The organism is Mediterranea sp. ET5 (assembly GCF_023337025.1).
GTDB lineage: Bacteria > Bacteroidota > Bacteroidia > Bacteroidales > Bacteroidaceae > Phocaeicola_A.
This window is the reverse complement of sequence record NZ_JAMBLN010000022.1, coordinates 13960-37337: the sequence shown is the minus strand read 5'-3', so window position 1 is coordinate 37337 and position 23378 is coordinate 13960. Positions and strand designations below refer to the sequence as shown.

21 protein-coding genes and 1 tRNA gene are annotated in these 23378 nt (G+C 55.3%); 4 read left to right on the top strand and 18 right to left on the bottom strand.

Going from position 1 to position 23378, the window contains the following annotated elements:
- Nucleotides 1–32: 32 nt before the first annotated feature.
- Entirely contained in the window at nucleotides 33–1361 is a 1329-nt protein-coding gene (locus tag M3087_RS12275) for a family 43 glycosylhydrolase (protein WP_249096154.1), read from the bottom strand.
- A gap of 259 nt (nucleotides 1362–1620) precedes the next feature.
- On the opposite strand from M3087_RS12275, the gene M3087_RS12270 reads away from it, so the two are divergent.
- Nucleotides 1621–1693 (top strand) — tRNA-Lys (locus tag M3087_RS12270).
- Nucleotides 1694–1839: 146 nt separating this feature from the next.
- Here the strand turns inward: M3087_RS12270 and asnS are convergent.
- From asnS to purB, 3 genes are all read right to left on the bottom strand, one after another.
- Nucleotides 1840–3243 carry an asparagine--tRNA ligase gene (asnS, locus tag M3087_RS12265; RefSeq protein ID WP_022384060.1) on the bottom strand — a complete coding sequence of 468 codons (1404 nt, stop codon included), beginning with the start codon at nucleotides 3241–3243 and terminating at the stop codon, nucleotides 1840–1842.
- 106 nt (nucleotides 3244–3349) lie between these two features.
- The gene (locus M3087_RS12260; RefSeq protein ID WP_249096152.1) at nucleotides 3350–4876 is read right to left on the bottom strand and encodes a pseudouridine synthase; all 1527 of its coding nucleotides are present in this window, start codon (nucleotides 4874–4876) and stop codon (nucleotides 3350–3352) included.
- 55 nt (nucleotides 4877–4931) lie between these two features.
- The gene (gene purB / locus M3087_RS12255) at nucleotides 4932–6278 is read right to left on the bottom strand and encodes an adenylosuccinate lyase (protein ID WP_106625657.1); all 1347 of its coding nucleotides are present in this window, start codon (nucleotides 6276–6278) and stop codon (nucleotides 4932–4934) included.
- Nucleotides 6279–6896: 618 nt separating this feature from the next.
- Between purB and M3087_RS12250 the strand changes: the two genes are divergently transcribed.
- Together M3087_RS12250 and M3087_RS12245 are read left to right on the top strand one after the other, a co-directional pair.
- On the top strand, nucleotides 6897–7388 hold the full coding sequence (locus M3087_RS12250) for a hypothetical protein (protein ID WP_022384056.1): 492 nt from the start codon (nucleotides 6897–6899) through the stop codon (nucleotides 7386–7388).
- Nucleotides 7381–8514, top strand: a complete 1134-nt coding sequence (locus tag M3087_RS12245; protein ID WP_022384055.1) for a Fic family protein — start codon at nucleotides 7381–7383, stop codon at nucleotides 8512–8514. The genes M3087_RS12250 and M3087_RS12245 overlap by 8 nt, the downstream gene beginning before the upstream one ends.
- Before the next feature lie 12 nt (nucleotides 8515–8526).
- Here M3087_RS12245 and menA read toward each other — a convergent pair whose 3' ends face one another.
- The 10 genes from menA to M3087_RS12195 form a co-directional block, all read right to left on the bottom strand.
- Nucleotides 8527–9429: a 1,4-dihydroxy-2-naphthoate octaprenyltransferase gene (gene menA, locus M3087_RS12240; RefSeq protein WP_022384054.1), complete on the bottom strand. Its 903-nt coding sequence runs from the start codon at nucleotides 9427–9429 to the stop codon at nucleotides 8527–8529.
- A 174-nt stretch (nucleotides 9430–9603) separates the two neighbouring features.
- On the bottom strand, nucleotides 9604–11082 hold the full coding sequence (locus M3087_RS12235) for a DUF4876 domain-containing protein (protein ID WP_249096150.1): 1479 nt from the start codon (nucleotides 11080–11082) through the stop codon (nucleotides 9604–9606).
- A 62-nt stretch (nucleotides 11083–11144) separates the two neighbouring features.
- The gene (locus M3087_RS12230) at nucleotides 11145–12683 is read right to left on the bottom strand and encodes a DUF6850 family outer membrane beta-barrel protein (protein WP_249096147.1); all 1539 of its coding nucleotides are present in this window, start codon (nucleotides 12681–12683) and stop codon (nucleotides 11145–11147) included.
- 13 nt (nucleotides 12684–12696) lie between these two features.
- Nucleotides 12697–13104, bottom strand: coding sequence for a hypothetical protein (locus M3087_RS12225; protein ID WP_022383380.1), 408 nt, complete (start codon nucleotides 13102–13104; stop codon nucleotides 12697–12699).
- Nucleotides 13105–13113: 9 nt separating this feature from the next.
- Nucleotides 13114–15915, bottom strand: a complete 2802-nt coding sequence (locus M3087_RS12220) for a TonB-dependent receptor plug domain-containing protein (protein ID WP_249096141.1) — start codon at nucleotides 15913–15915, stop codon at nucleotides 13114–13116.
- Nucleotides 15916–16054: 139 nt separating this feature from the next.
- Complete coding sequence (locus M3087_RS12215; protein WP_022383382.1) at nucleotides 16055–17083, bottom strand: DUF4857 domain-containing protein; 1029 nt, start codon at nucleotides 17081–17083, stop codon at nucleotides 16055–16057.
- Between the two features lie 28 nt (nucleotides 17084–17111).
- The gene (locus M3087_RS12210; RefSeq protein ID WP_022383383.1) at nucleotides 17112–17780 is read right to left on the bottom strand and encodes a hypothetical protein; all 669 of its coding nucleotides are present in this window, start codon (nucleotides 17778–17780) and stop codon (nucleotides 17112–17114) included.
- 23 nt (nucleotides 17781–17803) lie between these two features.
- Nucleotides 17804–18691, bottom strand: a complete 888-nt coding sequence (locus M3087_RS12205; RefSeq protein ID WP_249096136.1) for an ABC transporter ATP-binding protein — start codon at nucleotides 18689–18691, stop codon at nucleotides 17804–17806.
- Nucleotides 18692–18785: 94 nt separating this feature from the next.
- Nucleotides 18786–19355 (bottom strand): PepSY-associated TM helix domain-containing protein, encoded by a 570-nt coding sequence (locus tag M3087_RS12200; RefSeq protein ID WP_249096134.1) that lies wholly within the window; start codon nucleotides 19353–19355, stop codon nucleotides 18786–18788.
- Nucleotides 19342–19926, bottom strand: a complete 585-nt coding sequence (locus tag M3087_RS12195; RefSeq protein ID WP_022383386.1) for a hypothetical protein — start codon at nucleotides 19924–19926, stop codon at nucleotides 19342–19344. The genes M3087_RS12200 and M3087_RS12195 overlap by 14 nt, the downstream gene beginning before the upstream one ends.
- Before the next feature lie 317 nt (nucleotides 19927–20243).
- Here M3087_RS12195 and M3087_RS12190 point away from each other — a divergent pair, with 317 nt between their 5' ends.
- Nucleotides 20244–21080: a metallophosphoesterase gene (locus tag M3087_RS12190; RefSeq protein ID WP_249096131.1), complete on the top strand. Its 837-nt coding sequence runs from the start codon at nucleotides 20244–20246 to the stop codon at nucleotides 21078–21080.
- A gap of 338 nt (nucleotides 21081–21418) precedes the next feature.
- On the opposite strand, the gene M3087_RS12185 is transcribed toward M3087_RS12190, so the two are convergent.
- Genes M3087_RS12185 through gmk form a run of 4 tightly spaced genes read right to left on the bottom strand, consistent with a single transcriptional unit; the run spans nucleotide 21419 to nucleotide 23358 of the window.
- Nucleotides 21419–22048, bottom strand: a complete 630-nt coding sequence (locus tag M3087_RS12185; RefSeq protein WP_106625669.1) for a hypothetical protein — start codon at nucleotides 22046–22048, stop codon at nucleotides 21419–21421.
- Nucleotides 22045–22632, bottom strand: coding sequence for a nicotinate (nicotinamide) nucleotide adenylyltransferase (nadD, locus tag M3087_RS12180; RefSeq protein ID WP_249096130.1), 588 nt, complete (start codon nucleotides 22630–22632; stop codon nucleotides 22045–22047). The genes M3087_RS12185 and nadD overlap by 4 nt, the downstream gene beginning before the upstream one ends.
- Nucleotides 22632–22787, bottom strand: coding sequence for a hypothetical protein (locus tag M3087_RS12175; RefSeq protein ID WP_022383391.1), 156 nt, complete (start codon nucleotides 22785–22787; stop codon nucleotides 22632–22634). Before M3087_RS12175 ends, nadD begins: the two co-directional genes overlap by 1 nt.
- A 7-nt stretch (nucleotides 22788–22794) precedes the next feature.
- Nucleotides 22795–23358, bottom strand: coding sequence for a guanylate kinase (gene gmk / locus M3087_RS12170; RefSeq protein WP_249096129.1), 564 nt, complete (start codon nucleotides 23356–23358; stop codon nucleotides 22795–22797).
- Nucleotides 23359–23378: the final 20 nt, after the last annotated feature.

Here is a 23378-nt window from a genome sequence, read left to right as displayed (position 1 = left end):
GAGTATGCGTCCCGATTGTTAACAGGACAGAGCTATTCAAAACAGAGCCAATCGATGGCGACCGGAGCTTGTCCGACTGATTCGACCCTCAGGTTCTGTACACCGGAAGGTGCATGGAGGATATCCGTATCTAAATCCGTCCATTGTTCCGTCGGTTCGACAAGTAACCGGGAAAGGATTACTCCTTTATCACCGGTGGTCCGCAAAATAATCTCTCCGCCTTTCTCCGAACGGACACGCGCTTTAAGCCGTTTGACCGGAATGGCGCCAAAGTCCACACTGTTATAGACCAGCCAAGTGTCTGCCCGGAGAAGCAATGCCTGCCAGCCGTCGAATGGATTGGCAGGATTCAGGTAGTCAATGGTTACTCCGTAGGGACTGATTGCAGTATAACGGTCGACCTGAATCCGGTTCCGTGCAGGGGTTACTCCTACACCGCGCAAGGTAGGTTTCACTTTCCTGATAGTGCCGTCCGCATTGAAAAACAAAGAGTCGATACGCACCGAACGGTTCTTGTCAAACTGTGGGGAGTAATCATTATGGTGATAGAAGAGGTACCACTGACCGTTGTATTCCGTGATGGAATGATGATTGGTCCAGCAACCGACGGGAGATTCGTCCATGATGACGCCTTGGAAGGTAAACGGTCCCATAGGGCTGTTTCCCATAGCATACGCCAATGTTTCAGTCTTGTCCTGTACCCAAGGGAACGTAAAGTAATACTTGTCCTTGCGCTTGAATACGTAAGGTCCCTCCTTGAATCCGTCAGGTAATCCTTGCACCGGTACCGGCTCAGACGCCAATTCGGTCATAGTGGGTTTCAGCCTGGCAACCGACATGCCTCTCCCAGACCAGTAGATGTATGCTTCCCCATCGGTGTCGATGAGTACACAAGGATCGATACCGAAGATTCCGGCTATGGGTTCTGTCTCGGGAGTAAAAGGACCCTCCGGGTGGTCGGCAACGGCCACACCGATGTTGAAACCACGCCTGCCTTCACCCTTGGGAGTACTGGGAAAGTAAAGGTAGTATTTACCATCCTTGCATACACAATCGGGAGCCCACATGGAATAGGAGTCCGACTGCACCCAGGGTACTTCATTCTGGGTGAGGATGACTCCGTGGTCGGTCCAGTCGGTCAGGTTGGTCGAAGAGAATACATGGTAATCCGCCATGCAGAACCACTCTTTCAGACGGTCGACAGGACTGGGGATGTCGTGTGAAGGATAAATGTATACCTTCCCGTCAAAGACCCGCGCTGTCGGGTCTGCCGAGAACTGGTCCCTGATGACCGGATTTTGTGCCTGAAGGACACCTGCCGCGGTCATTGCAGCTGCAAGCAGAAGGAAACGTGTGTTCATGATATTGAATTTTGGTACGTGGACAAATATAGCCCGATTCCCCTTCCTGTGCCTTACACTATTGGATATTACTTTTGCATTTTCAGATAAGATTGTCCCCTCAAACCTCCCCAAACGGCCAAACATCCCGCAAAACAAAGTAAATGCGGCTTCATGGTACCCTGCAGAGGGGCTTATCTGAAGAAAATTGGAAAAAAGTTGCGCCTATGTTTTGGTACTTTCAAAAAAAGCTCTACCTTTGCAAGCGCAAATGAGAAATGCACTCTTAGCTCAGTTGGTAGAGCAATTGACTCTTAATCAATGGGTCCAGGGTTCGAGCCCCTGAGGGTGTACAAAAGAAGGAGACTTGCAAAAGCCTCCTTCTTTTTTTATGCCCTGTCCTGCAAGTCCGCACACAGAGCTACAGGAACAGCAAAGCCGTGCCCATTCCGTCAAGTGGAACCGGGCACGGCTTTGTTTATATCAGTCTCTGAAAATATCAGAACTCGGCATTCCGCGGGGTACGCGGGAACGGGATGACATCGCGGATGTTCGTCATACCTGTCACGAAGAGCAACAGACGCTCAAAGCCCAATCCGAAACCGGAGTGAGGACAGGTACCGAACTTACGTGTATCGAGATACCACCACATGTCCTTCATCGGGATGTGAAGCTCGTTGATGCGGTTGAGCAACTTGTCGTAGTCTGCCTCACGCTCCGAGCCGCCGATAATCTCGCCAATCTTCGGGAACAGCACATCCATCGCACGCACGGTCTTGCCGTCTTCGTTCTGCTTCATGTAGAAGGCCTTGATGTCCTTCGGATAATCCGTCAGGATGACAGGACGCTTGAAGTGGTCTTCCACCAGGAAACGTTCGTGCTCGGATGCCAGGTCCACACCCCAGTATACGGGGAATTCGAACTTATGGCCTTTGGCTACGGCATCTTCCAGAATCTTGATACCTTCGGTGTAAGGCAGGCGGACAAACTCTTCCTTCAGCACACTCTGCAGACGCTCGATCAGTCCCTTGTCGAACATGTCGTTGAGGAACTTCACATCGTCATAACAGTTGTCAAGTGCCCACTGCACGCAGAATTTGATGAATTCTTCCGCCAGGTCCATGTTGTCGGTAATGTCGTTGAAGGCCACTTCCGGCTCAATCATCCAGAACTCCGCCAAGTGACGCGGCGTGTTCGAATTTTCAGCACGGAACGTCGGACCGAACGTATAGATGGCACCGAGTGAAGTAGCTGCCAACTCACCTTCGAGCTGTCCGGAGACAGTCAGGCTGGCCTGCTTGCCGAAGAAGTCGTCGTCATAGATGATGGAACCCTTCTCATCCTTCTTCAGGTCATACAGGTTCATGGTCGTCACCTGGAACATCTGTCCGGCACCCTCACAGTCAGAAGCCGTGATGATGGGTGTATGGAAATAGAAGAAGCCCTTGTCATGGAAGAACTTGTGGATGGCATACGCCATGTGGTGACGGATGCGGAACACCGCACCGAACGTGTTCGTACGCGGACGCAAGTGGGCTATCTCCCGAAGGAATTCCATCGAGTGACCCTTCTTCTGCAAGGGATAGGTATTGTCGCAAGCACCCAACACCTCGATTTCCGTAGCCTGGATTTCCACAGCCTGACCGGAACCGACGGAAGCCACCAGCACACCGTTCACGCTCAGACAGGCACCGGTCGTGATGAGTTTCAGCATGTCGGCGTCGAACTTCTCCACATCGACCACCACCTGTACATTATTGATAGTAGAACCATCATTGATAGCCACGAAGTTGACTTGTTTACTACCGCGGCGGGTACGTACCCAGCCTTTCACATTGACTTGCGCACCGACGTCGGTACGCTTCAGCAGGTCGACAACCTTTGTTCTACGAATTGTTTCCATAATATATCATGTAACTAAAGTTCCGCATGCACCCGGTCTGACAGTAGACAAGGCATGAGTAGCCCTGTCCTCCCACACCTTGCGCATGCGAAAGTTGAAAAATGTTTTACTCGAAAGCACCCATGCGGAGCATGTTGACTTCCTTCTCTGTCAGGTATCTCCACTGTCCGCGACGCAGGTTCTTCTTGGTCAGTCCGGCAAAGAACACACGGTCGAGCTTGGTGACACGATAACCCAGCGATTCAAAGATACGGCGCACGATGCGGTTCTTTCCGGAGTGGATTTCAATGCCCACCTGCGACTTGTCGGTATCGGAAGCATAGCTGATGGAGTCAGCGTGGATTTCGCCGTCATCGAGCGTGATGCCTGCGGCAATCTTGTCGAGGTCAGCCTGAGCCACGTTCTTGTCACAGTGTACGTGATAGATTTTCTTCTTCAGGTACTTCGGATGGGTCAGCTTCGAAGCCAGGTCGCCATCGTTCGTCAGCAGCAGCACACCGGTCGTGTTGCGGTCCAGACGGCCCACCGGATAGATGCGCTCCTTGCAGGCACCCTTCACGCAGTCCATGACTGTCTTACGTTCCCGCGGATCTTCTGAAGTCGTCACACAATCCTTCGGCTTGTTCAGCAGCACGTATACCTTGCGTTCGATGGTCACCGGCTGGTCGTGGAACTTCACCTCGTCGCTGCGCTTGATCTTCGTACCCAGTTCAGTCACCACTTCACCGTTCACCGAAACGACTCCGGCAGTGATGTATTCGTCAGCCTCGCGACGTGAACATACGCCGGCATTGGCAAGATATTTGTTCAGACGGATCGGCTCGTTCGGGTCGGTCAGCACATCCTTGTATTCAAACTGCTTCTTGCGGCTGTACTTCGCATTCGGGTCATAATCGGCCGTCCGACGACGGAAGCCGCCCTGACCGCGGTTGTTGTTGTAGCCACCCTGACGGTATCCTCCGCCCTGTCCATAAGAGTTTCCACCCCGGTTGTAGCCACCGCCATTGTTATAACCACCGTTGTTGTAGTTGTTCTGCCGACGGAAGCCCGAACGTTGTTGCGACTGCTGTCCGTCGCCGTTTTCCCAGCGGTTGCCGTTCGGCTCGTAGCGGTTGCCTCCGTTATTGTCATAACGGTTGCCGTTGTCGTAGCGGTTGCCGTTGTTATAGTTGTTCTGACGCCAGGGACGTCTTTCACCGTTGTTCGCATTGCGGAAGTTCGGGTTGTAGCTGCGCTGACGGTCATTCTGACGGTTGTAGTTGTTCTGACGGTCGCCGCCACGGTATCCCTGATTGCCGTCGCTGTGGTAAGCGGGCGCATTTCCTCCGCCTATACGCGGACGACGCGGGCGCTGTCCTTCATTGCCGTCAGCACGGTATGCCGGTTCACCTGCAGGGGGTGTCGGACGGCTGATGCGCGGACGACGCGGACGGTCCTGATTGTATGAGTTTCCTCCACCTTCACCTCCGAAGCGGTTGAACGAAGAAGGACGGAACGCACGCCCCTCGGCGTTGTTGTTTTCGTCGCGGTTGTAATTCACCTTTCTATACTCTCTATTAAACGAACGTGATTCTTCGCGTGCATTGGAATTCTCTTCCGAATTCTCCTGCCAGTTTTCTTGATCTGTACTCATGTTTTTACGGTTTATGGTATATTAAAATGTTCGCCCTCGCGGGCTAATGTTAACTTTACATGCCTGTGTAGTTGTGCGGAGTGATGGCACGCAACTCCTTCTTGATGTCCTCACTTACATTGAGCTGCTCGATGAACTCCTTGATGGATGCTTCGGTAATCGCCTGATTCGTACGCGTCAGAGCCTTCAGCGCCTCGTAGGGATGCGGGTAAGCCTCACGACGCAGGATGGTCTGGATGGCTTCTGCCACCACGCTCCAGCAGTTGTCCAGGTCACGGTAGATGGCAGGCTCGTTGAGCAACAGCTTGCGGAGTCCCTTCAGCGAACTCTGGATGGCGATGACCGTGTGTCCGAAAGGAACACCGACGTTACGCAACACCGTGGAGTCAGTCAAATCGCGTTGCAGGCGGGATACCGGCAACTTGCTCGACAGGTGTTCGAGCACGGCATTCGCCATGCCGAGATTTCCTTCCGCGTTCTCAAAGTCGATGGGGTTCACCTTGTGCGGCATGGCACTCGAACCGACCTCGCCGGCCTTGATGCGCTGCTTGAAGTATTCCATCGAGATGTATTGCCAGAAGTCGCGGTTCATGTCAATCATGATGGTGTTGATGCGCTTCATGGCATCGAAAATGGCACCCAGGTTGTCGTAGTTGGAAATCTGCGTCGTGTACTGCTCACGCTCCAGCCCGAGCTTTTCAGCCACAAACTTGTTGGCAAATGCCTTCCAGTCATATTGCGGATAAGCCACATGGTGTGCGTTGAGGTTTCCCGTCGCACCGCCGAACTTGGCAGTGATGGGTGAAGCCTTCAGCACGGCAAGCTGACGTTCCAGTCGGTAAACGAAGACCATTATCTCTTTTCCCAGACGGGTGGGTGATGCCGGTTGTCCGTGAGTCTTTGCCAGCATCGGGATGTCTGCCCACTCATCGGCATACGTACGCAACTGGGCAATCAGCTCCTCCAGCTGGGGATAGTAGACGTCGTTGAGTGCATCCTTGATGGAAAGGGGCACCGACGTATTGTTGATGTCCTGAGAAGTCAGTCCGAAATGAATAAACTCCTTGTAGGCTTCCAGTCCTCCGATGCGGTCGAACTGTTCCTTGATGAAGTATTCAACGGCTTTCACATCGTGATTGGTCACGCTCTCTATCTCCTTCACGCGGGCAGCATCCGCCTCCGAGAAATTACGGTAGATATTTCTGAATGTTTCAAACAGGTTGTGGTCGATGCCGTCCAATTGCGGCAGAGGAAGTTCACACAACGTGATAAAATACTCTATTTCAACCTGCACACGGTATTTGATAAGTGCATATTCTGAAAAGTAAGAAGCCAAAGCTCCCGCTTTGCTCCTGTATCGTCCATCAATCGGCGAAATCGCCGTGAGAATATCAAGCTCCATAAAAAATTTAATTCGATAATTATCAGATTGCAAAAATAGTGGTTTTTATCGAGACCCATCCAAACATCGGTCGATAATCTTTCTTTAAAAAGTTATAATACTCAATCGCTTTGAGAAGCCTTTCGGCGGTTACTGGTGGATAGTTCATTTCAACGCCTTGATTGCAGCAAAGGACAGTGCGGACAGTTGTGAAGTGTTTCACTTGGTCATTTTCACTTAGTCACTTTCGTAGGGGAAGTGACTAAGTCAAGTGACCAAGTCAAGAGGATGCTCGAATATATTTTTGTTTCTTTCTTCAGATAAGTGATGCTATAATCAATTATTACCTAAGGAAATGTGGACGATTGACAAGTCCTCTATGCGGCACACGTATTTCGCCACGCTGTCGGACTTCTTCACCGAGAGTTCGAGTCATGCCAAGAGCCTGGAATTACCGGAAGACAAATAGAAAGCAAAAGTCCTTATTTGCTTTCACAATTTCCCGAATCCCGTTTTTTCAGCTAACGCGTACTTCGAGGAAATGCGGCAAACTAGCGAGCAAATGCTAAATCTGCTTCACATTGACAAGCCAGACTGCCTATGATTTTAATAGTTGTTCACACAAAACACTTCTTTTTCATGCGCGAAACAATATTGTTTGAGACGTCAAACACTTGTGTTTGGCACGTGAAACAATATTGTTTGACGAGTGAAACAATATTGTTTGGTCCGTCGATGTATGAAAAAGAGAAAAACGAAACAAAAATCTTGACATCCGCTCTCCAGAAGGAACGAGAGCACGCAACTTTTGCAACTATTAAATCGTACCCAACGGGAAGCCTCATCTTCTCAGAAAGTTATCGTAGCAGACACTCCTCCTCTCCCGGAGCAACCATTTTCCATCAAACGCCGACAATGTGTATTTTGCGAATCGCTCCAGAAGGACATTTTTGCTCATCGACTCGTCTTCGGGTGCAAGGAAGCCCCTTCTCAAACGATTCGTTTGACGTTTTGACACTTTGTCAATCCGGGGAGAAAGAGACGGAATACCTGCCTGAATGTTGTATCTTTGCTTGGAGATTCCAAGATATTTTGCGAACATTGCAAAACCTAAAAGAGACCTATGATTGATTTTGACGAATACCTGCATCAAAGTGAACCGGACAAGCGGGCAAAAAGTTATGCCTGGCAGACCGCCATCGGTCTTCAAGCCGTCGATGGACTGAAAACGTCCGACTATCTGCTGGACACCGTCCGTAAAGACATCGAAGGAGAGATTGACATCGACGAAGTTTCCCGACTGATACACAGCTATTATGAATCAAAGGGAATCCATACTGAGGAAGACGAAGAACAGCATGAGGCAGACAAGGCTTCCGTCAATATCCGACGACTATTGACGGAACAGACCTTTGCATTCACATTGGTGGGACTGACTTCCATCCACCGACGGATTTTTGACGGGATATTCAAATTCGCCGGTCAAATCAGAGACTACAACATCTCCAAAAGGGAATGGGTATTGCGAGGAGAAAGTGTCCTCTATGTTTCTGCCCCGGATATCCGGAGGGCCATCGAATATGACCTGGAACAGGAACGGCAGTTCGACTATTCCGGAGTAAATCCGGAAGGCTTCATCCGGCATTTTGCCCGGTTCATTGCAGGACTGTGGCAGATACATCCTTTTGGAGAGGGAAATACCCGGACAACAGCCGTATTCGCCATCAAGTATTTACGTTCCATGGGATTTCACATCGAAAACGACCTGTTTGCCAAACATGCGTGGTACTTCAGAAACGCATTGGTGCGTGCCAACTATCAGAATATCCAAAAAGGCATCACGGCCAACCGCGAATATCTGGAACGCTTCCTTCGCAACCTGCTGATGGGTGAACAGAACGAACTGCGCAACCGTTATCTCTTGGTCAATGCCCCTGAGAAACTACCTGACCCGACAAGTAACCCGACAAGCTACCCGACAAGTAACCCGACAAGTAACGACAGTCATTGGAACATACCCAATGAGAACGTCCATCGGCTAATCGAGGTACTGAACCGTCAGCAGTTGTCCGTCAAGAGCATGCTGGCTGCCCTGGGACTGAAGAACCGGGAGAGCTTCATAGACACCTACCTGACGCCTGCCATGCAGGAGGGAGTTGTCGCCATGCTTTATCCCGACAAGCCCAAGCATCCCCGTCAGAAGTACCTGCTGACAGCCAAGGGACTCGCCCTGCTGACAGAGAAGACGAAAGGCTAGTCCCCGCATCCTCTATCCCAGGCACTGCAACAGCAACCCGACGGTGAGCAGCAATCCGAAAAGGAAGATGTTGCGTGCCGTCATGCCCAGCACCCGGTTGAGCGCACGGCCCTGATGGAGGCTGACCATGAGCTGCCAGGTCCTGATGTGGAGGAGCAGGTAGAACTGCGGCAGGATTGCTGCCCACAGATAACCGCCTGCCACAAGCGACAGGCAACCTACGCAGGAGAGGAAGCCCAGCCACAAGTAACCGGTGCTGCCGGCACGTGCCCCCCAACGGACCACCACGGTACGCTTGCCGCTGATGCGGTCCTGGTCGCGGTCGCGGAAGTTGTTGACCATGAGCAGTGTGTCAATGACCAGTCCGCAGGCTGTGGCACAGACCACGGATGCCCAGGTCCAGACACCCGTCTGCAAATAGTAGGTGAAGCAGACCGGCACCCAACCGAAGAACACCAGCACGAGCACGTCGCCCCATCCGCGATAGGACAACCCGAGGGTATAAAGGAAGGCGAACAGCACACAGACGGCTCCCACCAGCAACAACTCCCATCCGCCAATCCACAGCAACGGCAAGCCTGCCACACAGGCAAGCAGCGTAGTCACGACAATGCCTCCCTGCATGGCACGGGGCGTAATCCATCCCTGTGCACAGGCACGCTCGGGACCGAGCCGGTCGGTGCGGTCACTCCCTTTGCGGAAATCGAAATAGTCGTTGATGAAATTGGCGTCAATCTGCATGATGAAGGCAAACAGGAAGCAGAGCACACAGGGCAGGACCTGAAAGTCTGCACCCAAGTCGGCGGCTGCCAGTGCCGAACCGACCATGACCGGGACTGCCGCAGCAGAGAGGGTCTTGGGACGTGCGGCAAGCAGCCAGGCACGCGGAGAATTGGTCTTTACGTCGTTTTCCATTTGTTTCTGGTTTTACCGGAGAGAAGGCTTTGGGGAGAAAGGATGACACTACCTCTCCGCCTTCCGCCTGCAAAAGTAGGCATATTCCGGAAAAGGCAACGCGGGCGCTGCCGGCTTTTTATCGCCGGAGCGTCCGCGCTGACAAGCATCGAAAACCAATGACAGGGGAAGGGATTATTTTGCCAATGAAGCGGCAACGGCCGGTTCAAAGTCATTGGTCGAGTTGTTGGTGTCGACCAGGGTGCCGTCGGTGTTGGCCTTGCGGCGCACGGCTTTCCCATAACGGCTGGTGTCGTCGCTGTTGACGGCACAGTAGGTGAAGCCGGCATCGAGCGCACTGCCGAAGGGATTGTAGGCAAAGCCTTCCTTCGTACCGATTACAACCGCATCGATCACCCAGTCATTGGGAACAGCCTGGTAGTTGAACTTCGTCGAGAAGTCGCGTCCGGTCGAAGCCACCTGCCAGGAGCGTGTGCCGCTCCAGAGATAGGCATCGTTGTCCACAAAGGTGGCGGCGGTCAGGTCGGCAGGCAGGGATACCAACACAAAGCCGTGGTTCATCTGCACGTTCAGGATGTAGATGGTCATGGAGTTGGAAATCCATACATCCATGTTCGGCACATCGGGGTTGTCGACGTCCATCATCGAGCTGACGGTCGACTCGTTGTACCACTCGAAATCGGCTCCCGTCAGGTCGAACGAGGTGGCATTGGTCGCCTTGTAGTTCTGTGCATTGTTGACAATGAGAACGGATTCACGGGCGGCGAGGGTATGCTTGCCGCGGTCCTTCGGAATCACGTACAGCGACTGGATGGCAGCCACGTTGTCGCGGTTGTCCGGTTCCCATTTCTGGTTGGTCATCGTGGTGCTGAGCGTCGTGATGGCACTCTCGGCGAAAGCCACGCCCCCGATTTCCAGCTCTTCGTCGGTGTTGTTGGTCAGGATGAAGTACTGCTCCATGTTGCGCGAGTCGGTCTTTCCGGTCTCGGCAATCAGGTTGCTGGTGAGGAAGACCTCCTGGAACAACAGCTCACCCGGCTCCACGTTGCGCCAGCTCTGTGACAGGTTGAGGGTGGCGAGGTGCGAGCCATCGGTCTTGCTGACGGTCACGGCAGCCGTACGATAGTGGTCGCCCACCTCGTTGGCGGCAAGCGTCAGGACCACACTCCCCGACTTCTTCTCTTTCAGCTTCACCCAATCGGCATCCGTGGGAATGGTCACTTCATAACCTTCGTTTGCCGGCAACACGATTTCCCGGTCACCGCCCTTGGCACGCACCTTGATGGTCTGATTGCTCGGGTCGGCAGGATTCTCCGTACCTGTCTGAGTGACCACCAGCGTAGCCAGGGCACTTCCGCTGCGCACCACCAGATTGGCACTGCGCGAAGCCACTTCCCCGGATGCTTCAGCTGTCACGGTGACTTCCGTCGTGCCGGTCCCCTGCTGGGGTGAAACGGTGTACCACGACTGTCCGTCGGTCTCGATGGTCCAGTCACCGACGGTCTGCACGGTGAAAGAGGTCGTTCCGCCTGTCACTTCGAGCTTCACCTCCCGGGTCGAGAGGGTGACTTGTACATTGTCGTCATCGTCGCTACATGCTGCCATGCCTACCAGAAGGAGGAGCAGCAGCCATACGTTCTTAAGTTTTTCCATTGCTTTGTGAGTTTATGAAATTGTTGGTTTGTAATATTCCATCATCTGCGGAAGGGCACAGCCTAGAAACACAACCCTGCCGCTACCTGCAGCCTGCCGTCGCTCATGCCTTCACCGTAGAACTGCCTGCCGTAGCAAGCTGAAAGGAACAGCGCCGTGGTGAGCGACAGGCGGCGTTGGACTCGCACCCGTGCCTCTACCATAGTCCGGCTGTCGGTCCGCCGACGGTAGGACGTTTCAAGATAACGGTAGATGCGCAGGTCGGTGTCGTCGAGCGGGATATCGAAGGTCCCCGTCAGGTTGACGGCATGCCAGCCGCCTACCGAAGCATCCAGGAGCCATGCCTTCTGCAAGCGGGTAAACCCGACGGCTGCCCCGGCATTCACTTCCGCTACCTCCAGCCGACGGCGCGGATAAACATACTCCTCATTGGTCCACCGGAAGTCCGTTGACGGGCGCAGCGACCATCTGCCTGCCGGACGTTTCCACTCCACCAGCCCTTCTACCCGGGCGTCTGCCTCGCGACTCTTGTAGAGCTGTTGTCCGGCAAGGGGTTGGTTATCGTTCACATCCCCGCTGCCCATCACGTGCTCCGTTCCCTGACGGACGCTGTAGGCTCCAGTGGCCTTCACTGCCCAGTCGACGTGCTGCCCGGGATGCTTGCAGGCAAGTCCTCCCGTCAGCGTGTGGACGGTCAGCGTGGTGAGTGTCGCCGTGTTCAGCCCGTCGAGGTTGCGGTCCACCGTCCAGTGGTCATAGTCAGCCAGAGCGTACCAGCCAGCCCCGTCATGGGGTACCAGCGTCAGCGCGGCGTGATAACCCGTACCGCGATACTGCGTATCGGTGAACGAGGTGCCGGAGTAACGGCGGTAGAACGTGCCCAGTCCGGTGAAGTGCAACTCGGAGGTGTTCGCTCCGTTGGGGTCGTAGAAGTCCACGCTCTGCTGCTGCTTGTACGTGCGGATGCCGCCTGCCACTCCCAGCACATAAGTGCCCGACCGATAGCCGGCGGACAGGTCGGCAGACAGCTCGGCAGTGATGTTCCGCGGACGGGGGTCCACCTGACGATAGGCTTGCGAGGCACGGTAGCCGGCAGTGATGCCGTAGTTGAAGCGTCCGTCCATACGGGTATAGCCGCCATAGAAGTGATACTGCTCCTGCTTCAGGTCGCCCCCGATGGAGTCCGCCAGGATGTAGGGATACAGCAGGCGGTAGTCCGACGTGGAGTTCCAGCGGACGTTTCGCAGTGTCCCGTTCGTATAATCTGCTCCGGCAAAGACTGCCGAGCGGGGGGCCAGGCGGAGGTAGGACTCCACACGGAACATGCCGCCAAGGGCTTCGTTCCCTTGTGCCGGGTCAAATGCCTCGTCCTCGTGACGCCAATCCAGCTGTCCTTTCAGCTCGGTGAACGCATGGTCACTCCGAAAGAAGGCTGCCGCTGCCGAGCGGTCGGACACGAAACGTCCCGTCTGTGCGAAGGACGACAGGTGTTCCACCGTACGGAGATTGATGTCGGGCTGTGCCTTCTGTTCCTGCGCCGGAAGTGCCAGGGCGGGCAGTGCGGCAACGAATAGCAGTCCCAATCGAAAACGTCTGTTCATGAGTGTGCTGGGTTTAGTTGAGTAATGTCAGTTGGAGGACGACCGCCTCGGTATCGTTGAGCAGGGTGACGGCTTTCTCGGGGTTGGCATGTTGCGAACTGCGTACCCGCGCCGTCGTCCCGTCGGAGAATGTGGCACGTGCATCGAACGAGATGAGGTAGACCCCCTTCTGCACACGGACCGTCCCGCGGTTGTTGACGAAGAGGGGAAAATCATACTCCTGCCGGTTGTTCACGTTGCGCAGGAAGGTACCTGCCAAGGAGGCGTCTGCCTCCATCCGCACGATGGAACGCCCGTCGGGCAACGAAGTCATCAGGGTGACGTCGCAAAACAGGTGTTCATCGCCCCGGTCCTCGCAGGCGGTAAGCACCGTCAGGAGTACCAGCAGACAGGGAAACAGGAAGTGGACTTGTCGTTTCATAGGCTATCGTTACAGTTTAAAGTTCAGCTCCATGCCGAAATAGGGCTGCACATCGCGCCGCACCAGGGAGCCGTAACGGGTGCGGTAGGAGGGCGTGTAGTCCAGCAGCTTGTTGGCAAACACCGCCAGCGCAATGCGGTCGCGGTAGAGTGTCTTGGTGACTTTCAGGTTGATGTTCATGCTGAACGGTACCCGGTTGTAGTCATAGGATGTCGTGTTGAACTCGCGCACCAAGGCAGAAAGCAGGGCATTTGCCGCCGACTCTTCCGTAAAAGGGTGACGCTCGTTGTTCTTGTCGATGTACTCCAGCGGATACAGGCTCCGCGGCTTGTTCCGGCTCCCGGTGAACCACAGGCACTGGAACGAGGTGGAGAAAATCAGCCCCAGACGGGGTATCTGTGTGTCGGCGGTGAAGTTGGTGTTGAACATCTCGCGCACGTAGCCGTCCTCATCCTCGTAGTAGCCGATGTAGGGATAGGACTTTCCGTCGACCACCATCGTCGGCTTGTAGTATTCGGGCAGGCTGTTGCTATAAACAGTCTTGAACCAGGCTCCCGTGACGGTGAACTTCGTCAGCAGCGGACGGATGCGGGGTGTCGTCAGCGTGAACTCCACACCACGCTTCTGCGTACGGCTGCCGTTGACCGTACTCGAACGGGTGGTCAGCAGGGTATCGGTCACGTAGGGGGTAGTCTCCAGGGAGGGCGGTCCCGTCAGCGTCGACGCGTCGATTGCCGACTCGTCATAATCCTTGTAAACCATTGTCACCGGCTCGGAGGAAGAGCGGAAGCCGGACTTCATGTCCTCCTGGAAGTAGGTGACCGAGAGCGAACAGCCCTTCCAGTCCACATCGCCACGCACCTCCCACTTGAAGTTGCGGGCGGCGCGAAGCTTGAAATTCGTCGGGTCGAGCTTGAACACCCGCACGTTGATGCGCCGTTTCGCCGCGTCCGCCGACCAATAGTTCAGCTGGGTGATGTCGTAGTAGACGGGGTCTGGATAGAGCTGGTCCATCGTGGGCATCTTGGTGTGCCAGCCCGTACCGCCTGCCACCGTCAGCCTCATCTCATCGCCCGCCACCTGGAAGCGCGGCAGGTCCAGACGCACATTCAGGCGTGGGTCGAGATAGACACGCCCCTGCAAGTCGTAACGGCTGTCCAGGTTCATCAGGGTCTGGGCGCGCAGTCCCGCCATCCACTGCAGGCGGAAGGCACCCAATGGCAGCATGGAATTGCTCTCCACAAAGAGGGCGCCCTGGTGTTGCGCAGGTATCTCGTTAAAGGCACGCGGACGCAGGTTCATGTCGACCGAGAACGGACGGGTCGGGTCAAACACCGTACCGTCGCCGTAATTCTTGCTCATGCTCCAGTCGGCACCCGCCTTCAGTCCGTAGGATGCCTCGCCGCGCAGACGTTCAAAAGAGGTGACCACCTTTGCGTAGCCATAGAACGGACGTCCCTCCACACGCAGGGAGGCTTCGTACCGGGAAGGGACGACCGTGACGTCGTATTCCCCTTCACCCAAATTCGTCGAAAGCGGGACCTCGCCTGTCATGGCAACGTACTTCCAGCGGTCAATCAGGTCGTTCTCCATGGTGAAGGAGAGCGTCGCGTCGAGGCTGCGGAAGAAGCGTTCCTCGTCCTTGGCAGCCATGCGGAAGTTCGTGCCGAATGCCACCCGGTTGTAGGAGGACTTGTAACGTTCCAGAGGGATATCGCCGTTGTCCAGGTTCTTGTCGGACTTCTCGTCATCGAACGAACCGGTATAGTCCACGTTGCCACCCAACGTATAGCGGAAGGGCGAATCCGTCAGCCAGCGTTTATCCACACGGACGCTCCCCGTCAGTCGGTTGTAATTCTGCCGGTTGTTGCGTGGGTCGGACTTGGCGTCGAGGTAGTTCAAGCCGACATTGAGCGACAGACGGTCGGGGGCATCGCCCCACTCCATCCCCTTGCCCACATACAGAAGCTTGCTCGACATGTCCGCCTTGAAGCGGGCATTCAGGTCAGTGCCGCCCCGCTTGCGGTTCACCTTCACCATGCCGCTCGTCAAGTCGCCGTATTCCACCGACGGGATGCCGCGCACGACTTCGACCGACTCGATGTCATCCGTCGAAACGGAGCGCATGTCGACACCGCTGTTGACAAAGCTGCTGCCGTAGTTGCTGTACGCCGGGGTGGACTGCAGGTTGGCATCGTTGCTCATGGGTACCCCGTCGATGAGGAACTGCGTCCCCAACGAAGAGGTGTTGTAGTTGCTGCCCACGGGAGATGCTTCGCGCAGACGGATGACCTGGGGTGTGGCAAAATTGGGGTCGGAGGACCGTCCGCCGGGCAACAGCTCCAGCAGGTCGGCAATGCTCGACGGCTGTATGTGGCGGATGGCGTCCAAACCAATTTTCGAAGCTGTAGAAAGGGACTTCGATTCGGATGCCGTCACCACGACTTCACCGATGCGGATGGGGTTGTAGTTGACCCGCAGGCGGACGGTGCGTTGCGAACGGTCGTCCACCGTGAGGTCGGGCTGACGGAAGGTCTGTCCCATGTAGAACACCTGCATCCGGTACGTGCCCGGCGGCAGGTTGCGGAATGTACACAGTCCGGCTTCGTCGGCTGCCACCGTATAGGTTCTGCCCTCCCCTGCCGTCAGCGAACAGGCGGCGTAGGATAGAGGTTCCTTCCCTTCCGACTCAGTGAGGATGACACGAAGCCATCGTTCCACCGGGGAAGCCTGTCGGGCACGGGAGGCGGAGCATGGGACCCCGACGAAAAAGAACAACATGAGATAAATGAGGTACGTCTGTTTCTGCATCCTGAATCCTTTTAATAGTCAAACAAAAGTAGAGGAAGCCCTCCGGCGGCACAATCACCATTTTTAGGTATTTTGTTATACACCCACCAGCCAGAGGTCACCTATCGGACGAGCCGCCGGTACGGACATCCGCACCGTTTCAGAACCGCGGACGAACGTAGCGGTCGTAAGGCGACGTGAAGCTCAGGCCGGGCACCTCGTCCGAGGCAGTCTCCACGTCCAGGCTCTTCACAAGCGCATAGTCGTCCGCCCGAAGCGCATAGTAATGATTAACACCGGGCGATGAGACACAAACTGTCCAGTCAAACAGGTTTCCGAAAATGGTGAGCTGGTCGCGTGCCGGGTCGTAAGCGGGAATGCCCGTGCGGACAATCGTCCCGTCCGCCCGGATGACATGAAAGCGATGCTCCGTGTCAATGAGGAAGCCCAACAGCTGGCGGTCGCGGAACTCCGTGAGGAACACATGCTCCGCCTCTACCCCGTCGGGCAACGGGAGGGGCTTCACATAGGGTTGACCCACCGTCTGCTTCAGGTGGAAGAGCTTGCCGTCGGCATCGAGCAGGAGGTAACCGTTGTCATACTCCTTCATGGTCGTCGGGTTGCCCGACACTTCGCGGGGAGGGAAGCGGAAGCCCTTGTCCGACAACATACGGGTGTAGCGGGCACTCTTCCCGGCATCGGGCGTATTCGTGTCCATGACGATGAATTCCACCCCTTCCCCGGTAAAACGGAAGGCGTCCGCAGGCATCTCCAGGTCGACACGCTTCGGCATGGACTCCAGCAGGAAGTACAGCCCCGTCTGAGGAGCATTGACCGCCGACGGACGCATGCGGAAGTTGAACGACGTCTGTTGCACCTCGCGCGGACTGACCGCGACGCCGAACAGACTGTCCGGGAAACGTTCGTCGGCTACCAGCTGACGCATGTAGAACAACGGCAACAGGCTGTCCACTTCGTGTTCGGAATAAGTGTGCCCGGCAGGGTCCTGACGGGTGATGCCCACACCTTCGGTATACCCCGTGAGGATGAAATCGTCCAGCAGCGAGCTGTACATGACAAAACGGGAGGGAGCCGCCTTTGTCGTCAGGAAGGCATAGCACCAGGGCAGTTGCCACACCGCCAGCACGGCAAGGGTGACAAACAGGAATATCTTGCTAATACGTATCATAGATTGGTTGAGTTTAGTCCGTTATCAATCATTGTTTCCCGGCTTTGAAGCGCGACACGGAAATCCACGCCAGCAGCGACAGGGCAAACGTGTAGAGCGCCAGCCAGGGCAGGAACCCGTTGTATGCCTGAGGAACGGGGGCAAGGTAATAGGCACGCACCACCAAGGCACCTATCAGGAGATTGCACACGCGGAGCTTCCACGTCGGTTCCAGGCAGACCCACGCCGTCAGCAGGTAACCCGCAAAGCCTGCCAGATACCAGGGGGCAGCGGCAGACAGGATGTTACGTGTCAGCTCGGCAGGAAGGACCGTCGGGAGGTAGGCGAGCATCACCCCGATGTTGACGGCAAAGCAGCCTGCCAGCAGCACCACGCCGGACGCCAGCATACTGAACACCATCCGCTGTTGCGGACACGGCAGATGCAGTGTCAGCTTCAGGCACTTGCGCTGCATCTCGGGCATGAACTGCACCAGAGCGGCAAGGATGCCTGCCAACAGGGGAACAAACTGCATGTAATCGATGAACACGGCGTCCTTCAACACCATGACTTCCCAGATGTGCGCGGCTCCTTTCAGCTCGATCGCACGGTCCATGCGGAGCAGGCAGTAACCCGCCACTCCGCTCGTGACCAGCACCGCCAGCAGGAAATACCAGCGGAGCTTGATCCACTCTTTATAAAAGATGGCTTGCAGCATTTTTTCTTCGGATTTTAACTGTATCAATACTTTCCCGTCAGCCCGATGAAGGCATCTTCCAGGTTCACTTTCTCGGCTTTCAGCTCACTGTAGGGCACTTGCTGCTCGGCGAAGACCCGTTCCACCTCGGCGAGAGGCAGGAAGGAGCAGGTTTCCATCACGCCACGCACGACCGACGGATGATGGAACGCCTCGGGAAGCCGGGGCACGTAGCCTTCAGGCACACGGCAGGTATAACGGCGCAGCGTGTCAAGCAGCTGTCCGACGGGCTGCTGGGTGAGGATGCGCCCGTAGTCCATGATGATGCAGTCGTCGATGAGCCGCTCCATGTCCTGGATGATGTGCGACGTCAGGAAGACCGTCTTACCCTCTGCCCGGGCATAGTCGCGCAGGTAGTCGGAGAAGAGACGGCGGTAGCCCGGGTCAAGTCCCAGCGAGAAGTCGTCGAGGATAAGCAGTTCGGGGTTCTGTGCCAGGATCAGCCCCAGCGCCACCTGCGAACGCTGCCCGTTGGACATGCGCGAGATGATTTGCCCGGGAGCGACCTTCAGCATCCGCATCAGCTCATAGTAGGCCTCTTTCTTCCACTGACCGGGATAGAATGCCGAGTAGAAACGTTCTATCTGGGTGATGTTCATAAACTGATACTGCACGTGACCTTCGAGCAGCAGCCCGATGTTGCGGCGCAATGCCGGAGGCATCGTCTGTATGTTCTCGCCGAAGATGAGGCATTCGCCGGAACGAGGCTTCAGGTATCCGCTCAGGATGTTGATGGTCGTCGTCTTGCCCGTACCGTTCTTGCCCAGCAACCCGAGGATACGTCCGCGGGGCACCTCGAAGCTCAGGTCTTCATAGATTTTCCGTTTCCCATAGTAATGGGTCAGGTGTTTGCATGCTAAGATTGGAGACATTGTGTTGGAGTAAAGAATGAATTGTGAAGTCAGCCCGGAGACAGACGTACGTGTGCCCCGGGCAACCGGTCCAAACTCTAATGACCGATTCGGATTAAAACAGCAGGAAGCAGAGGGGGATGAGGATGCCCACAAGGAGCTCGATGCCTCCGCGTCCCCACAAGCCCTTCGGTCCCTTCACCATCCACAGTCCGGTGAGGGTAATGAGGATGAGGCACACCGAGAAGGCGTCGGCGAACCACGTCCACCAGCCGCCGGGATTGAAGTGCAGGCGCACCATCGGCGCGATGACCGGACGGGGCTTGACCGACTCATAGACAGCCTGTCCCGTCGCTACATCGACCACCAGCGAAGAGCCTCCTTTCAGGAAGACCTTCAACTGCCCGGGCTGTGGGAAGTAGAACTGCGTGAAGTTCTCCTCCTCATCCAGCGGACGGAGCAGCTCCAGCACCCGTTCGCGCGTCATCCCCTCCTTTCCGGGCAAGTTGTCAGCGACCCGGAACTCCGTCCGTCGGACCGCGTACTGAGGGTCGATGTCGTTGCGGTGGTTCATGAACAGCCCCGAAAGGGCGTAAATCAGGACCATCCCGGCAAAGAAGAACGACAAGTCGCGGTGCAGCCACCGGCAGAGCTTGCGGAAGGCAGCCCCTCTACTTGATGGCATAGCTCTGCGCTTCTACGTAATAAAATGAGAGATAATCCTTTCCGGAGTCCGCCTTACGCTGGGCTATCTTCTCGCGAAAGTCGGCGATGCGCTCCTCGGGAGTGTTTCCCGTTTCGCCGCGCGCCTTCTTCTCTGAGTCACATCCCGCCTCGCCGTCTCCGTGCGTCTTGGCCGTCTGTGCCTTCAGCTGCGCCTCCCAGTTCTGCAGGTAAGCCTCATCGATGCGCTGCTCTACGAGCGTTCCCGTCACCTCCACCATGGAGTTGATGCACTTGGTGTCGAACGCCCCCAGCTTTCCGGCTTCCACACGGATGGTCTTCGTGTCGTCACTTCCCATCATGAACATTTTCGTAGCTCCGTGCTTGCACGTGTGGGTACATACCCCTTGGAAGTTCACCTGTTGTCCTACCAACGAATCGGCACGGGCGAGCAGGTCGTCCACACTCATCACTGCCGCCGTCTGCACTTCCGTGTTTTCAGCCGACGCCGCGTTTTTACTGTTTCCCGAGCATGCCGAGAGAGTCAGGGCAACGAGAGCCATCGATGCCACCAGTAGTTGTCTTGTTTTCATGCTTGTTTATATTAATTGATTGGTATCTCTTTCCGGCACGCAAAGCTACGCCCGATAAAAAGGTGGGGCAATACCTAAAAGTAGGTATATTTACTTCAGGATTATTCAATAAATATGGAGAAGAGGTAACATGACCTTATTGACATCACTTCCTTGACAGACACCAGCAGCTGCAACCAGACAATCGGACATTCTGAATTTCCACTCCCATTTTTACCGCCCTTTTTCTTGTTATACTATCAAATTAAGCTATTTTTGAGCAAAGAATCAACTAATTGCAAGCCTTCTTGCAGGAGACCGCAGCAACAAACAGACAAATGAAAATACTTTTTCCCTTACTGACGTCAATACTTTTTCTCACCTCGTGTGCTTCGCTCAGCCACTATCCCGGCATCGGACGAACGCGGAAGTACACGTTCGAACATCCGCAGGTGCCACAGTCCTTCGACGGGTTCCGCATCGCCTTTGTCTCAGACATCCACTATCCGAGCAAGTTCAAACGGAAGCACCTGCACAACCTCGTCCGCGCCCTACGCGACTTGCAGCCGGACCTGTTGCTTCTCGGGGGTGACTACCAGGAGGGATGCGAGTACGTGGAGGAGTTGTTCACAGAGCTGGGACGCGTGCATCCGCCCTACGGCACAGCGGGAGTTTTGGGAAACAATGACTATGAACGTTGCACGGAGCAGATACGGGAATGCATGAAACGTCACCAAATCCGTGTGCTGGAACATCGCAACGACACCGTGTGGCGCGACAGCTCCTTCATTATCGTCAGTGGTGTACGCAACCCGTTCGACCTGAAGGCGAACGGCATCTCTCCCACCCTCGCCCTGCATGACAGCGACTTCGTCATTCTCCTGACGCACACGCCCGACTACGTGGAGGATGTGCCCGTGCCTCACACCGATTTGGCTTTGGCAGGTCATACACATGGCGGACAGGTCTCCTTCTTCCGTCTGTGGACGCCGCAGACAGGTTCCAAATACGGCAGTCGGCTGCTCACCGGACGGCGTACCGACAGCCACGGACTCCCCGTTATCATTACCAACGGACTGGGGACATCCCGCCTTCCCGTCCGTTTTTGCTCACCCAGTGAAATTGTGGAGATTACGTTGAAGAGGGAGTATTCTGATAACAGGAATGGCTTATGAGAAATAAAGGTTACAAAAAGACTGCATGGAAGAAAAGCCGCAAGTTTGGCGACAAGATAGCCCCCTTCCCCTCGCACCATAAAATGGTATAAGGGATATGCGGATGTCCGTATGGACAGAGATGGATGGGTAGCCCTGTTCACGGAAGTATCAGCACACAGATATTATCTGGAAAGGTTATTGCCCCATGAGATTGCACACTGCATTGCGTTCAGCCAAAGTCTGATGCGGCATTCCACGTCCAAGAATGAAAATTATGCAGATAACTTCGCGTACAATCACGAAAGAAGGAAGGCCATCAACAAAGATGTTCAGTAAGCCTCCGTCCCTCCTGACAATCACTCCTTCAGCTTCTCATTGTCAAACCACTTCCCGATAAAAATCTTGTTGTCCAGGTCAAACTGGGCACCATAACCGCAACGGACGTTGTGGCGATACTGTCCGTACCAGAAACGTCCGTCATTCCAATAATAGATGCCATAACCATGACGCTCGCCGTTCCAGGTCTCACCCACGTAACGGTCACCGTTGGCATAGGTCATCGACTCGAAACGGTAGGCCTTGGCTGTCGCGGCATCGGGTGCCGACACTCCGTCGGGAGTCTGAATGCGGAGCAGCTCGCCCGTGGTGAGGTCGTAGAGCGAATAGAATGTTTTCGAACCGACATTGGCAGTCTTGTCATCCATCAGAATGCCGAAGATGCACTCCCCGTCGCGGTACTGCCCCACCCACTGGGAACCATTGTTGTTGATGAATATGCCGTAGCCATAGAGCACGCCGTCACGCGACTGCCCCCAGTACTGGCCGTTGGCAGTATTGACCAGGCAGGTGACACACTCGGCAGCCACGTCGTTGAACACTTGTTGGAAGGCATCGGGGATGCGGTCGTAACGGTACAGGTTGTCTTGCTGTGACCAGGCGCAGAGTGCACACAGGCAGCTCAGCAGCGAGAGGTAGAGTCGTTTCATAAATACCAGTTTTCTTGTTTGATACGTTCGTAGACGGCCGGGGGAAGGAAGAAGCGTATGTCCTTGCCTTGCCGCAGACCTTCACGGATGAAGGTCGAACTGACATCGAGCAGAGGAGCCTTGACCAGCCGCACCTGGGGCGGAAGCTCTTCCGTGTTGACGTCAAAACCCGGACGGGGATAAATGATGAGCTTGTTTTCGGCAATGAGCCGCTGTGGGTTGAACCACAGGTTGAACACCTTCCAGTTGTCGCTTCCGATGATGAGGTGGAACTCGTTCTCGGGATAGGCACGCTTGAGTGCCTGGAGGGTGTGGACGGTGTAGGACGGACGGGGCTGGTGAAACTCGAAGTCGGACACGTAGAACTTGTCATACCCCTGAGTGGCAAGCCGTGCCAGCTCCAGCCGGCAATGGTCATCGAGCAGGTCGTCGTGCTGCTTCAGCGGATTCTGGGGTGTGACAAGAAACCACACTGCATCCAGACCGCCAAACTCACAGAGGTAGTTCGCCAGTGCCAGGTGGCCGATGTGTATGGGGTTGAACGAGCCACCGAAGATGCCGACTTTCCGGGGGAGCGTGTCCATCAGCGCTTCTTCCGTTTCTTAGCTCCCAGGAGGTTCACCACCTGAAGGAAGATGACGAACACCATGGCAAAAGCGATGACATACTCCTCCTTGTAGACGGCATAGCCGCCTACACCCAGTGCTGCCAGTATGATGACAATGAAAAGGATACGCATAGAGATTCTATCTGTTTAGAAAGTTACGGATTACGTCGTAGGCGCGCTGCTGGGCTTCCTCCAGGTTGTCGTTCACCACCACGACATCAAACTGCGGAGCAAATCCCAGTTCATACTCAGCCTTCGCCACACGGTCTTCAATCACTTCAGGGGCATCGGTGCCGCGTCCGACCAGCCGACGGCGCAGCTCCTCGACGGATGGCGGTTGGATGAATACCGAGAGGGCGCGTTCGCCGTAATACTTCTTGATGTTGCAGCCTCCCACGACATCGACATCGAACACGACGTTCTGTCCGGCAGTCAGTTGCTTCTCAACCTGTGACTTCAGCGTGCCGTAGAAACGTCCGGGATAGACCTCCTCGTACTCGAGGAACTCGCCCCGGGCAATGCGTTCACGGAATTCGTCGGGAGTCAGGAAGAAATATTCCACACCGTCCCGCTCCGTTCCACGCGGAGGACGGCTGGTCGCAGAGATGGAGAACGCCAGGTTCAGGTCCTGCTGCAGCAAGTGGTTGATGATGGTCGACTTGCCGGAACCCGAGGGGGCGGAAAAGATAATCAGTTTACCCATAAGACGTAAGTTTGTGTATT